The sequence below is a fragment of the Stenotrophomonas sp. GL_101 genome, from assembly GCF_057835675.1.
Genome location: NZ_CM174432.1, coordinates 4,102,559 through 4,114,704, shown reverse-complemented (window position 1 = coordinate 4,114,704; position 12,146 = coordinate 4,102,559). Strand labels below are relative to the sequence as shown.

The 12,146-nt window shown below is 64.7% G+C and carries 13 protein-coding genes; 12 read left to right on the top strand and 1 reads right to left on the bottom strand.

The features are described from left to right. Positions 1 to 17: 17 nt before the first annotated feature. Complete coding sequence (gene lpdA, locus AC3IR9_RS18105; protein WP_489292470.1) at positions 18 to 1,829, top strand: dihydrolipoyl dehydrogenase; 1,812 nt, start codon at positions 18 to 20, stop codon at positions 1,827 to 1,829. Positions 1,830 to 2,357: 528 nt separating this feature from the next. On the opposite strand, the gene AC3IR9_RS18100 is transcribed toward lpdA, so the two are convergent. Next, positions 2,358 to 3,176: a hypothetical protein gene (locus AC3IR9_RS18100; protein ID WP_489292469.1), complete on the bottom strand. Its 819-nt coding sequence runs from the start codon at positions 3,174 to 3,176 to the stop codon at positions 2,358 to 2,360. 552 nt (positions 3,177 to 3,728) lie between these two features. Between AC3IR9_RS18100 and AC3IR9_RS18095 the strand changes: the two genes are divergently transcribed. The 11 genes from AC3IR9_RS18095 to AC3IR9_RS18045 all read left to right on the top strand — a co-directional run bounded on the left by AC3IR9_RS18095 (position 3,729) and on the right by AC3IR9_RS18045 (position 12,128). Then, positions 3,729 to 4,097, top strand: coding sequence for a hypothetical protein (locus AC3IR9_RS18095; RefSeq protein WP_489292467.1), 369 nt, complete (start codon positions 3,729 to 3,731; stop codon positions 4,095 to 4,097). A gap of 31 nt (positions 4,098 to 4,128) precedes the next feature. Then, a complete protein-coding gene (gene atpB / locus AC3IR9_RS18090) occupies positions 4,129 to 4,923 on the top strand; it encodes a F0F1 ATP synthase subunit A (RefSeq protein WP_489292466.1) in 795 nt (264 codons plus the stop codon). A 62-nt stretch (positions 4,924 to 4,985) separates the two neighbouring features. Further along, positions 4,986 to 5,288 carry a F0F1 ATP synthase subunit C gene (atpE, locus tag AC3IR9_RS18085; protein WP_088433762.1) on the top strand — a complete coding sequence of 101 codons (303 nt, stop codon included), beginning with the start codon at positions 4,986 to 4,988 and terminating at the stop codon, positions 5,286 to 5,288. A gap of 111 nt (positions 5,289 to 5,399) precedes the next feature. Further along, positions 5,400 to 5,870, top strand: coding sequence for a F0F1 ATP synthase subunit B (locus AC3IR9_RS18080; protein WP_489292464.1), 471 nt, complete (start codon positions 5,400 to 5,402; stop codon positions 5,868 to 5,870). Positions 5,871 to 5,873: 3 nt separating this feature from the next. Continuing rightward, positions 5,874 to 6,401, top strand: coding sequence for a F0F1 ATP synthase subunit delta (locus AC3IR9_RS18075; RefSeq protein ID WP_489292463.1), 528 nt, complete (start codon positions 5,874 to 5,876; stop codon positions 6,399 to 6,401). Between the two features lie 44 nt (positions 6,402 to 6,445). Further along, positions 6,446 to 8,008 (top strand): F0F1 ATP synthase subunit alpha, encoded by a 1,563-nt coding sequence (gene atpA / locus AC3IR9_RS18070; protein ID WP_489292461.1) that lies wholly within the window; start codon positions 6,446 to 6,448, stop codon positions 8,006 to 8,008. Between the two features lie 79 nt (positions 8,009 to 8,087). Then, a complete protein-coding gene (gene atpG / locus AC3IR9_RS18065; protein WP_489292459.1) occupies positions 8,088 to 8,951 on the top strand; it encodes a F0F1 ATP synthase subunit gamma in 864 nt (287 codons plus the stop codon). A 37-nt stretch (positions 8,952 to 8,988) separates the two neighbouring features. Further along, complete coding sequence (gene atpD / locus AC3IR9_RS18060; RefSeq protein ID WP_489292458.1) at positions 8,989 to 10,395, top strand: F0F1 ATP synthase subunit beta; 1,407 nt, start codon at positions 8,989 to 8,991, stop codon at positions 10,393 to 10,395. A gap of 111 nt (positions 10,396 to 10,506) precedes the next feature. After that, complete coding sequence (locus AC3IR9_RS18055; RefSeq protein ID WP_489292457.1) at positions 10,507 to 10,929, top strand: F0F1 ATP synthase subunit epsilon; 423 nt, start codon at positions 10,507 to 10,509, stop codon at positions 10,927 to 10,929. A 156-nt stretch (positions 10,930 to 11,085) separates the two neighbouring features. Then, entirely contained in the window at positions 11,086 to 11,691 is a 606-nt protein-coding gene (aroQ, locus tag AC3IR9_RS18050) for a gamma subclass chorismate mutase AroQ (protein WP_489292455.1), read from the top strand. An 89-nt stretch (positions 11,692 to 11,780) separates the two neighbouring features. After that, entirely contained in the window at positions 11,781 to 12,128 is a 348-nt protein-coding gene (locus AC3IR9_RS18045) for a hypothetical protein (RefSeq protein WP_489292453.1), read from the top strand. Positions 12,129 to 12,146: the final 18 nt, after the last annotated feature.

Sequence of the window (12,146 nt, the reverse complement as noted above, 5' to 3'; positions counted from 1 at the left end):
GTACCAGGAGAACAACAATGGCCGCAATTGAAATCAAGGTTCCCGACATCGGCGATTACAGCGGTGTCCCGGTGATCGAAGTGCTGGTTGCCGTGGGTGACACGGTGAAGAAGGACCAGGGCCTGGTCACGCTGGAATCGGACAAGGCCACGCTGGAAGTGCCGTCGTCGGCGGCCGGTGTGATCAAGGAAATCAAGGTCAAGCTCGGCGATAACCTGTCCGAAGGCGACGTGGTGCTGGTGCTGGACGCCGAGGGCGAGGGCGCCGCACCGGCCGCACCGGCCAAGGCCGAGGCACCGAAAGCCGAGACGCCGGCCAGCAAGCCGCCGGTGACCCCGTCGCACCGCGCCCCGGCCGAACCGGCCGCACCGCAGCCGGCGCTGTCCTCGGGCAAGCCGGCCGATATCGAATGCAAGATGGTGGTGTTGGGCGCCGGTCCGGGCGGTTACACCGCCGCGTTCCGCTCGGCCGACCTGGGCGTGGACACGGTGCTGGTCGAGCGTTACGCCAGCCTCGGCGGCGTTTGCCTCAACGTGGGCTGCATTCCGTCCAAGGCACTGCTGCATGCCGCGGCGGTGATCGACGAAGTCGCCCATGCCGGTGACTTCGGCGTGGAGTTCGGCAAGCCGACGATCACCCTGGACAAGCTGCGTGGTTACAAGGAAAAAGTGGTCACCCAGTTGACCAAGGGCCTGGCCGGCATGGCCAAGCAGCGCAAGGTGCGCACGGTGCAGGGCCTGGCGAAGTTCGTCTCGGCCAATGAGCTGGAAATCGTCGGCGACGACGGCAAGACCCAGCTGCTGCGTTTCGAGCAGTGCATCATCGCCGCCGGTTCGCAGGCGGTGAAGCTGCCGAACTTCCCGTGGGACGACAAGCGCATCATGGATTCCACCGATGCGCTGGAACTGGCCGACGTGCCGGGCACGCTGCTGGTGGTCGGTGGCGGCATCATCGGGCTGGAAATGGCGACGGTGTACGCGGCGCTGGGCAGCAAGGTGACGGTGGTGGAATTCATGGACCAGCTGATGCCGGGCGCCGACAAGGACCTGGTCAAGCCGCTGGCCGACCGCTTGAAGAAGCAGGGCGTCGAGGTTCACCTGAAGACCAAGGCGGCCGGTGTAAGCGCCGACGCCAAGGGGGTGACGGTGACCTTCGAAGCCGCCGCTGAAGGCGAGAAGCCGGCGCTGGAGCAGGGCAGCTTCGACCGGGTGCTGGTGGCCGTGGGCCGCTCGCCGAACGGCAGGAAGATCGATGCCGAGAAGGCAGGCGTGCAGGTCACCGAGCGTGGCTTCATTCCGGCCGACCGGCAGATGCGTACCAACGTGCCGCACATCTTTGCCATCGGCGACATCGTCGGCAACCCGATGCTGGCGCACAAGGCCACGCACGAGGGCAAGCTGGCCGCGGAAGTGGCCTCGGGCGAAAAGAAGGAGTGGGTGGCGCGGGTGATTCCGTCGGTGGCCTACACCAACCCGGAAATCGCCTGGGTAGGCGTGACCGAGACCGAAGCGAAGGCGCAGGGCCTGAAGGTGGGCGTGGCGAAGTTCCCGTGGGCGGCCAGTGGCCGTGCGATCGGCATCGGTCGCACCGAGGGCTTCACCAAGCTGATCTTCGATGAAGAGACCCACCGCATCATCGGTGGCGCGATCGTGGGCGTGCACGCCGGCGACCTGCTGGCCGAGATCGGCCTGGCGATCGAGATGGGTGCAGAGGCCGAGGACATCGGCCACACCATCCATGCGCATCCCACGCTGAGCGAATCGGTGGCGATGGCCGCGGAAATCTACGACGGCACGATCACCGATCTGTACATGCCGAAGAAGCGGTAAATCGCCCTGCGGACACACAAAAGCTCCGGCCCTGCGCCGGGGTTTTTGTTTTTTCGCAACGGCGTGTCTTCGTTCGGGCCTCGCGCGCGCGTCCGGGGGCCTCGGCTTGCGGTAGGCGAGGGGCAGCGTCACAAGCAACAGCAACAGCGTCACCACCAACGGTGGTGACCTACCAGAGGGGAGGCGATGCTCACTCTAGCTCCGCAGCAAGGAGCGGGTTGCCGTTACCGTCCGCAAGCCGAGCCGCTTGGCGGCCGGCAGGTCCTTGGCAAAATAAAGGAGGAGGTGACGGCCGCAGGCCGGCGCCGGGGGACATTTGCGAAAGGGCCTGCCGGCCGCCAAGCGGCCCCCAATGCGCGCGCAAGACTTGGACCAAGCGCCACCGTCCGGCTGCCGTCGCTGCTGGATTGAAGCTCTCCCCTCAACCGAGAAAAGAACAAAAAAAACAGCCCCGACAATGCCGGGGCTGTTTTGTACGCTTGCCTTGGAAGCGTGGTGACGCTCAGGCAGTGACGCTTGGACTGACGCTTAGAAGGTAACGCTGATACCCGCCACCGGACCCTTGAATTCCTGCTTCAGGCCGATCGTGCCATCGCTGCCACTCTTGTCCACGTCCAGCTTGAACCAATCGTAGCCGGCGAACACGCCGAAGTTGTCGGTGAAGCGGTAATCCACGATCGCATTGGCGCGGGTCAGGTCGCCATCGTAATCGTCGAAGTTGCCCCACTTGGTATTCAGGTACTGGCCCTGGAAGGTGATCATCCACTTTTCCGCCGGCGTGAAGCTCATCCGTGCGCCGACCACCGGTGCGACACCGTCGGCCTTCTCGTCCACGAACTGCCCCTGGTACAGATCGCCCACGTCGGCATAGGCCTTCGTGCTCAGCTTCGCGTACTCCGCACCCAGCTGCAGGCCGAGGTCGAACTTGTCGGTGTCCACCACCGAATAGTCGTATACCAGGCTGGCCACCTGGTACTTCAGCTCACCCTTCACGAAACTGCCGGCCGGCACCGTCACATCGCCGAAGGACACACCTTCACCGAGCGTCTCGCGGCGGTCCTTGTCGTATTTGAAGTAGTTGAACAGCAGGCGCTGGCGGTTGCTGATGCGGAACATGCCGTCGATACGCGGTTCCCATTCCTTGCCGCCCAGCTTGAAGTCTTCGGAGAAGCCCACGTCCTGCCCGGCCACGGTGCTGTTGCCGCGGATCGTATTGTCCGAATCGATGTTCATCGCCCCCAGGCGCAGCGCGAAACGATCATCGCCCTCCGCGGCGCTGGCGGTGTTGGCGTGGGTCAGCGCGGCCATGGCCAGCGGCAGGGCGAGCAGGGGAAGCATCAGGCGCATCGGTAGGTGTCCTTGCAGTGATTCAATGATGTGGAATCACTCTGCCGACGTCGTCGTCCACCATTCGTGAACGTATGGTGGACGGGGCGTGTACCGTTCATGCGGCGAGCCGGGCCGCCGGTCGTGTCCGCTGTCCGCCCGCAGCGACCGATCGCGTTGCGGCGCAGAGCGGGCCGGGTGCGTCGCCGGTTGATGGCGCGCGGACGCCGAAGCCGGATAAAAAAGTGGCCCCGGAGAGAGTTCGGGGCCACTTCGGAGCGCAGACCTGCTTCAGGGGCGCCGACGAGGATCGAATCGGCAGGTCGCTGGATCAGACCGCGCGCTGCGACCAAAGTTCAATATGTTGCGTCGCAACAGGCGGAAAGCCTGACAGGCCGGGATTGGACCACCGGCGGAACGTCGCCTCTGTGGCAACGCAGCAACCTGCGCACATCCGGGATGAACAGGGGGCGGTTGTCTCGCAAATTGTCCCGTTGCTATACTTTGGCGGCTCGACGAGGCGTGTGACTGCGGCCTCGGCCTTTTCTACTCAAGACCATGCAGGACATACGTGTGCTGAACTCCGTTGACGCGGGTCGGCGACTGATGCTGCGGGCAGCGGTTTACCCGCTTGCCGCAGTGGCTGTCCTGGCCCTGGGCTTCCTGCTGCTGGTGGGCCCGAAGTACGCCCTGGGTGCACTGGCATCGGGTGTGGCGATATCGGCCGGCGGTTGGGTTGCGGCGCGGATGGCGCTGAGTGGCGGGGTGCAGGCGGCCGGTTCGGCGATGGCACGCCTGATCCTGGCGGTAGTGGCAAAGTGGGTGCTCGTATTCGGCGTCCTGATGGTGGGTTTCCTGGTCTTCAAGCTGCCTGCATTGGCGCTGCTGGCCGGGATCGCCGTCGGGTTGATGTTCCAGGTCCTGGCTTTGGCCAGGCGCTGATCCAATTTATTTAACTCAAGGTTCCGGACACATGGCAGGCGAGGCGCTGACACCCACCTCCTACATCCAACATCACCTGCACAACCTGACGTTCCACATGCAGGAAGGTGGTTTCTGGGCAATTCACGTCGACACCATTGTGACTTCGGTCCTGATGGGTTTGTTGATGGTGTTTGGCTTCTGGATGGCGACCCGCAAGGCGACCGCCGGCGTGCCGGGCAAGTGGCAGGCGTTCGTCGAGATCTGCCTGGAGTTCGTTGACCGCCAGGCCAAGGACACCTACCACGGCACCAGCAAGCTGGTGACCCCGATCGCGATCACGATCTTCTTCTGGATCCTGTTGATGAACCTCATCAAGATGATCCCGGCCGATTTCATCGCCATTCCGCTGGAAGCCCTGGGCGTGCCGTATTGGAAGCCGGTGCCCACCGCCGACGTCAATGCCACCCTGGGCATGTCGATCAGCGTGTTCTTCCTGATGCTGTTCTTCGCGTTGCGCGCCAAGGGCCTGGGTGGTTTCACCAAGGAATTCCTGACCGCACCGTTCGGCAAGTGGATGCTGCCGTTCAACCTGATCCTCAACATCGTCGAGTGGCTCAGCAAGCCGATCTCGCTGGCGATGCGACTGTTCGGCAACATGTTCGGCGGCGAAATCGTCTTCCTGCTGATCTGGGTGCTGGGCAGCGCAGGCATTGCCGGCGCCATCGCAGGCGGTGCATTCGGCCTGGGCTGGATGCTGTTCCACCTGCTGGTGATTCCGCTGCAGGCGTTCATCTTCATGATGCTGTCCATCGTGTATCTGAGCCTGTCGGAAGACGCTCACTGAGTTTTCGCTTCACCCTTCATCCGTTTCATTACCCTTAGCAACTTAAGTTCCTGGAGATAACCATGTACTTCGCCGTCCTGACCAACCTCGCCCAAGTCCAGAGCTCCACCGTCCTCGCCGTCGGCATCATGATCGGCCTGGCCGCGCTGGGTGCCGGTCTCGGTCTGGCCATCATGTCCGGTAAGTTCCTGGAATCGGCCGCGCGCCAGCCGGAACTGATTCCGGTCCTGCAGGTCCGCATGTTCATCACCGCCGGCCTGATCGATGCCGCGTTCATCATCTCGGTCGCCGTCGGCCTGCTGCTGGCCTTCGCCAACCCGACCATCGGCGAGTTCGTTGCACGTCTGCCGGCCGTTGCAGGCTGATCCAGCGAAAGCGAAACGATCAGGCGCCGTGTGCGCCTGATCGCGGATGAAGGATCGGATGCGCCGCCACGGCGGCCCATCCACCCCATCACCCCAGATTGAGCGAACCCCATGGATATCGGTTTTACCCTCGTTGCCCAGGCGCTGGCTTTTGCCGGTCTGATCTGGATCATCGCGACCAAGATCTGGCCGCCGTTGATGAATGCCATCGAAGAGCGCCAGCAGAAAATCGCCGAAGGCCTCGCCGCTGCCGACCGCAGCCAGAAGGATCTGGCCCAGGCGCAGGACAAGGTCAACGAAGCACTGAAGGAAGCACGCGGCAAGGCCAACGAGATCATCGATCAGGCCCACGCACGTGCCAACCAGATCGTTGAAGCGGCCAAGAACGAAGCCATCGTCGAAGCCAACCGCCAGAAAGACCTGGCCCACGCTGAAATCGATGCGGCCGCCAACCGTGCCCGTGAAGATCTGCGCAAGCAGGTGTCCGCGCTGGCCGTGAGCGGTGCCGAAAAGCTGCTCAAGCGTGAAATCGACGCCAACGCCCACAAGGCGCTGCTCGACGATCTGGCATCGGAGATCTGATCGATGAGCCAGGCCCTCACGCTTGCACGCCCGTATGCCCGCGCCGCGTTCGCGACCGCGCGCGACGAAGGCACGTTCGCGCCGTGGTCGGACGCGCTTGCGTTCTCCGCCCACGTAGCTGCCGACCCGCGCGTGGCGGCCTTGCTGTCGAACCCGGAACTGGACCGCGGCGATGCCGTCGCGTTGCTGGCCCCGGAATCGCCCAGCGAGACCTTCGGTCGCTTCCTGGCCGTGCTGGCCGATGCGCACCGTCTGCCGCTGCTGCCGGAAATTGCCGGCATGTACGACCAGCTGCGCGCGGAAGCCGAACACGTGGTCAAGGCCACGGTGACCTCGGCCACCGAACTGTCCGGTGCGGAACTGGACGCCATCAAGGCCGCGCTGCGCAAGCGCTTCGGCCGTGAAGTGGACCTCGCCACTGCTGTCGATGCGTCGTTGATCGGCGGTGCCGTCATCGATGCCGGCGACGTGGTCATCGATGGCTCGCTCAAGGGCAAGCTGTCGCGCCTGCAGACCGCGCTCGCTAACTGAATTCATTTAACGTCCGGCGTAACCGCCGGCACTAGGACTTGACGATGGCAACCACGCTCAACCCCTCCGAAATCAGCGAACTGATCAAGAACCGCATCGAGAAGGTCAAGCTGGCCGCGGAATCGCGCAACGAAGGCTCCGTGACCAGCGTGTCCGACGGCATCGTGCGCATCTTCGGCCTGGCCGATGTGATGCAGGGCGAAATGATCGAGCTGCCGCTCGCTCCGAACGGCTTGCCCACCTTCGCCCTGGCCCTGAACCTGGAGCGCGACTCGGTCGGCGCCGTGGTCCTGGGTGATTATCAGCACCTGCGCGAAGGCGACGTCGCCAAGACCACCGGGCGCATCCTGGAAGTGCCGGTCGGCCCGGAAATGCTCGGCCGCGTGGTCAACGCACTGGGCGAGCCGATCGACGGCAAGGGTCCGATCGCCGCCAAGGCCACCGCGCCGGTCGAGCGCGTTGCCCCGGGCGTGATCTGGCGCAAGTCGGTCGACCAGCCGGTGCAGACCGGCTACAAGTCGGTCGACGCCATGATCCCGATCGGCCGCGGCCAGCGCGAGCTGCTCATCGGTGACCGCCAGACCGGCAAGACCGCCCTGGCCATCGATGCGGTGATCAACCAGAAGACCACCGGCATCAAGTGCGTGTACGTCGCGATCGGCCAGAAGGCCTCGACCGTGGCCAACATCGTGCGCAAGCTGGAAGAGAACGGCGCCATGGCCCACACCGTGGTCGTGGCCGCCACCGCGTCCGAATCGGCCGCCATGCAGTACATCAGCGCCTACTCGGGCTGCACCATGGGTGAGTACTTCATGGACCGCGGCGAAGACGCGCTGATCGTGTACGACGATCTGTCCAAGCAGGCTGTCGCCTACCGCCAGATCTCGCTGCTGCTGAAGCGCCCGCCGGGCCGTGAAGCCTACCCGGGCGACGTGTTCTATCTGCACTCGCGCCTGCTCGAGCGCGCTGCGCGCGTGTCCGAAGCGTACGTGGAGAAGTTCACCAACGGTGCCGTCACCGGCAAGACCGGCTCGCTCACCGCGCTGCCGATCATCGAAACCCAGGCCGGCGACGTGTCCGCGTTCGTGCCGACCAACGTGATCTCGATCACCGATGGCCAGATCTTCCTGGAAACCGATCTGTTCAACTCGGGCATCCGCCCGGCCGTGAACGCCGGTATCTCGGTGTCGCGCGTCGGTGGTGCGGCCCAGACCAAGATCATCAAGAAGCTGTCCGGCGGCATCCGTATCTCGCTGGCCCAGTACCGCGAGCTGGCTGCGTTCGCGCAGTTCGCCTCGGACCTGGACGAAGCCACCCGCAAGCAGCTCGAGCGCGGTCAGCGCGTCACCGAGCTGATGAAGCAGAAGCAGTACGCGCCGATGTCGATCGCCAACCAGGCGCTGACCATCTACGCCGTCAACGAGGGTTATCTCGACGACGTGCCGGTCAACAAGCTGCTGGCGCTGGAAGAGGGCCTGCATGCCCACTTCGCCAACACCCAGGGCGAGCTGATCAGCAAGGTCAACGCCACCGGCGGTTGGGACAACGACATCGAAGCGGCCTTCAAGAAGGGCATCGCCGAGTTCAAGACCACCGGCAGCTGGTAAGCCGCATGTGGGGCGGGGCCATGGCCCCGCCACACCGTTGAATGCAGCGGGGCAGCGCCCCGCTCTACGGGAATAAGAGATGGCTAGCGGACGCGAAATCAAAACCAAGATCAAGAGCGTGCAGAACACCCGCAAGGTGACGCGCGCGCTCGAAATGGTCTCGGCCTCCAAGATCCGCAAGGCGCAGGAGCGGATGAAGACGTCGCGTCCGTATGCGCAGGCGATGAAGCAGGTGATCGGCCACCTGGCCCAGGCCAGCACCGATTACCAGCATCCGTTCCTGGTCCAGCGCGACGAGGTCAAGCGGGTCGGCTACATCGTGATCTCCTCCGACCGCGGCCTGGCCGGCGGCCTGAACAACAACCTGTTCCGCAAGATGCTCGGTGACATGCGCCAGTTCCAGGAGCAGGGTGCCGAGATCGACGTGGTGACCATCGGCCAGAAGGCGTCCACCTTCTTCCGCCGGGTCAAGGTCAACATGGTCGGCAGTGTCACCCACATGGGCGACGTGCCGCACCTGGAACAGCTGATCGGCGTGATCAAGGTGATGCTCGATGCGTTCACCGACGGCAAGGTCGACCGCGTGTTCCTGGTCTACAACCGCTTCATCAACACGATGACGCAGAAGGCCAGCTTCGACCAGTTGCTGCCGTTGCCGGCCGCTGAGAAGCAGGTCGCGCATCACGACTGGGACTACCTGTACGAACCCGACGCCGCGACCGTGCTCGAGCATGTGATGACGCGTTACGTCGAGTCGCTGGTGTACCAGGCGGTGCTGGAAAACGTCGCGTCCGAGCATGCAGCCCGCATGGTCGCGATGAAGTCGGCCAGTGACAACGCGAACAAGCTGATCGGAACCCTGCAGCTGGTCTACAACAAGGCCCGGCAGGCAGCGATCACCCAGGAAATCTCCGAAATCGTCGGCGGCGCGGCAGCAGTCTGACGCGCACAGTCAAAGCACACATTAGAGGATTGCAGCAATGAGTCAGGGCAAGATCGTTCAGATCATCGGCGCCGTCGTCGACGTAGAGTTCCCCCGCGAGTCGGTGCCGAGGGTGTACCACGCGCTGAAGGTGGAAAACACCGAAATCACGCTGGAAGTGCAGCAGCAGCTCGGTGACGGCGTGGTCCGTTGCATCGCGCTGGGCTCCACCGACGGCCTGAAGCGCAACCTGGTGGCCACCAACACCGAACGCGCCATCTCGGTGCCGGTCGGTGCAGGCACGCTGGGCCGCATCATGGACGTGCTGGGCCGTCCGATCGACGAAGCCGGTCCGGTGACCGCCAGCGACAGCTGGGAAATCCACCGCGAAGCCCCGTCGTACGAAGACCAGTCCCCGGCCACCGAGCTGCTGGAAACCGGCATCAAGGTCATCGACCTGATGTGCCCGTTCGCCAAGGGCGGCAAGGTCGGCCTGTTCGGCGGCGCCGGCGTCGGCAAGACCGTCAACATGATGGAACTGATCAACAACATCGCCAAGGCGCACAGCGGCCTGTCGGTGTTCGCCGGCGTGGGTGAGCGTACCCGTGAGGGCAACGACTTCTACCACGAGATGAAGGACTCCAACGTCCTGGACAAGGTCGCGATGGTGTACGGCCAGATGAACGAGCCGCCGGGCAACCGTCTGCGCGTCGCGCTGACCGGCCTGACCATGGCCGAGTACTTCCGCGACGAGAAGGACGAGAACGGCAAGGGCAAGGACGTGCTGTTGTTCGTGGACAACATCTACCGCTACACCCTGGCCGGTACCGAAGTGTCCGCGCTGCTGGGCCGCATGCCGTCGGCCGTGGGCTACCAGCCGACCCTGGCCGAGGAAATGGGCGTCCTGCAGGAGCGCATCACCTCGACCAAGAATGGCTCGATCACCTCGATCCAGGCCGTCTACGTGCCCGCCGATGACTTGACCGATCCGTCGCCGGCCACCACGTTCGCCCATCTGGATTCGACCGTGACCCTGTCGCGTTCGATCGCCTCGCTGGGTATCTACCCGGCCGTGGATCCGCTGGATTCCACCAGCCGCCAGATGGACCCGCTGGTCATCGGCCACGAGCATTACGACACCGCCCAGCGCGTCCAGCAGACCTTGCAGAAGTACAAGGAACTGAAGGACATCATCGCCATCCTGGGCATGGACGAACTGTCCGAAGAAGACAAGCAGGCCGTGACCCGCGCCCGCAAGATCGAGCGCTTCTTCAGCCAGCCGTTCCACGTGGCCGAAGTGTTCACCGGTTCGCCGGGCAAGTACGTGTCGCTGAAGGACACCATCCGGGGCTTCAAGGCCATCGTCGATGGCGAGTACGACCACCTGCCCGAGCAGGCGTTCTACATGGTCGGCAGCATCGAAGAAGCGGTTGAGAAAGCCAAGAAGATGGCCGAGAAGGCCTGATGCGGCAGGGGCGGGCATGGCCCGTCCCGACCGTGACACGGGGTGGGCGCATGCCCACCGCTGCGGAATCCCTGCGGTGGGTAACACCCGCCCCCTAGCGAAGAGAGTTACATGAGCACCATTCGTTGCGACATCGTCAGCGCCGAGCAGGAAATCTTCCGGGGTGAAGCAACCCTGGTCGTGGCCACCGGTGAGCTGGGCGAGCTGGGCATCGCGCCCAAGCACGCGCCGCTGATCACCCGCCTGAAGCCGGGCAAGGTGGTGGTGACCACGCCGAGTGGCGAGCAGCTGGATTTCGCCATCTCCGGCGGCATCCTCGAGGTGCAGCCGCAGGTGGTGACCGTGCTGGCCGACACCGCGATCCGCGCCCAGGACATCGACGAAGCGTCGGTGCGCAAAGCCAAGGAAGAAGCCGAGCGCATGCTGGCCAACCGTGGTGAGGCGATGGACATCGCGCAGGCGCAGCAGAAGCTGGCCGAAGCGGTGGTCCAGCTGCAGGCGCTGGAGCGCCTGCGCAAGACGCTCAAGCACTGAGTACCACGCATCTGTTTTTCGACCGCGCCGGCCTTGTGCCGGCGTTGTCGTATCTGGGCCAACCTGGGTGGCAATGGCCGGGAGTGTGATCGATCCGGCAACGGCGCGCGGGTGTGGCGGGCAGAATCGACGGCACCCCTTGCTCGAGTGCTGATGATGAACCCTGCACGCACCACCACGGCCCTCGCGATGGCCTGCAGCCTGCTGGTGTCGGCCAGCGTTTCGGCGCGCGCGCCGCGCGACAGCCTGGACGACTGGGTCGACCTGGTGGCGGCGCGCAATGCCATCGCCCACGACGTGGCGGCCTACAAGTTTCCCGCCGGACGTCCGATCGAAGACCCGCAGCGTGAGGCCGCCGTACTGGAGGACAAGCGCGAGCGCGCCGTACGGATGGGGCTGGACCCGGACAGGGTGGTCGATACCTACCGCCAGCTGATCGAAGCCAACAAGCTGCTGCAGCATGTGGACGTGCACCACTTCCTGCTGGGCGCGCCACCCCCGCCGGCGCCGTCGCTGGAGGCTATCCGGCAACGCATCGATGTCCTCGATGAGCATCTGCTTTCGCACTGGGCACCGCTGGGCGATGTGCGTGCCGCGCCGACCTGCCCGCACCGGCTCGCACAGGCCATCGCCCGGCGGTCAGCGCCGGAGGCGACGAGGGAGGAGGCCAGTCGTATCGCGCTGGTGCGGGCCACGGTGGGTTTCTGCACGAGCGACGCGCCTGCCCGGCCCCGGGCCCCGGATGACTCTGCCGGGCAATGATGCTAGAACTGCAACCGCCCGACATGCCCCCGGCTGGAGACTGTCATGCAGGCATCTGAAATCCCTGACCGTTCAATCAAGGAATGACCATGTTCAAGAAGGTATTGATTCTCTCGGTGGTCCTCACCGGCCTGGTGGCGTGCGGCAAGAAGGAAGACGCTGCCGCTCCCGCAACTCCCGCCCCGGCGGCCGCTACCGCGCCGGTCGCCGATGCCGGCGTGGGCTCGGGCCTGCCGCAGGCCTGCGAGGCCTACCTGACCCGCGCCAAGACCTGCTTTGACAAGTCCAACGCGCAGACGGCCGCGGCCTTCCAGCAGGGCGTGGACCAGGCCAAGGCCCAGTGGGGCGCCATGCAGGACAAGACCGCGCTGGAGGCCGGCTGCAAGGCGGCCAACGACCAGTTTGCCCAAGTGGCCAGCGCGCTGAAGTGCGAATAAGCTGATAGCGGCCGGGCA

What these genes read in the sequence shown, in the direction of transcription:
- AC3IR9_RS18055 (WP_489292457.1), top strand. Translation starts at nt 10,507, where the DNA reads ATGAGCACCATTCGTTGCGACATCGTCAGCGCCGAGCAGGAAATCTTC.
- atpA (WP_489292461.1), top strand. Translation starts at nt 6,446, where the DNA reads ATGGCAACCACGCTCAACCCCTCCGAAATCAGCGAACTGATCAAGAAC.
- AC3IR9_RS18045 (WP_489292453.1), top strand. Translation starts at nt 11,781, where the DNA reads ATGTTCAAGAAGGTATTGATTCTCTCGGTGGTCCTCACCGGCCTGGTG.
- lpdA (WP_489292470.1), top strand. Translation starts at nt 18, where the DNA reads ATGGCCGCAATTGAAATCAAGGTTCCCGACATCGGCGATTACAGCGGT.
- atpD (WP_489292458.1), top strand. Translation starts at nt 8,989, where the DNA reads ATGAGTCAGGGCAAGATCGTTCAGATCATCGGCGCCGTCGTCGACGTA.
- AC3IR9_RS18075 (WP_489292463.1), top strand. Translation starts at nt 5,874, where the DNA reads ATGAGCCAGGCCCTCACGCTTGCACGCCCGTATGCCCGCGCCGCGTTC.
- atpB (WP_489292466.1), top strand. Translation starts at nt 4,129, where the DNA reads ATGGCAGGCGAGGCGCTGACACCCACCTCCTACATCCAACATCACCTG.
- AC3IR9_RS18100 (WP_489292469.1), bottom strand. Translation starts at nt 3,176, where the DNA reads ATGCGCCTGATGCTTCCCCTGCTCGCCCTGCCGCTGGCCATGGCCGCG.
- atpG (WP_489292459.1), top strand. Translation starts at nt 8,088, where the DNA reads ATGGCTAGCGGACGCGAAATCAAAACCAAGATCAAGAGCGTGCAGAAC.
- AC3IR9_RS18080 (WP_489292464.1), top strand. Translation starts at nt 5,400, where the DNA reads ATGGATATCGGTTTTACCCTCGTTGCCCAGGCGCTGGCTTTTGCCGGT.
- atpE (WP_088433762.1), top strand. Translation starts at nt 4,986, where the DNA reads ATGTACTTCGCCGTCCTGACCAACCTCGCCCAAGTCCAGAGCTCCACC.
- aroQ (WP_489292455.1), top strand. Translation starts at nt 11,086, where the DNA reads ATGAACCCTGCACGCACCACCACGGCCCTCGCGATGGCCTGCAGCCTG.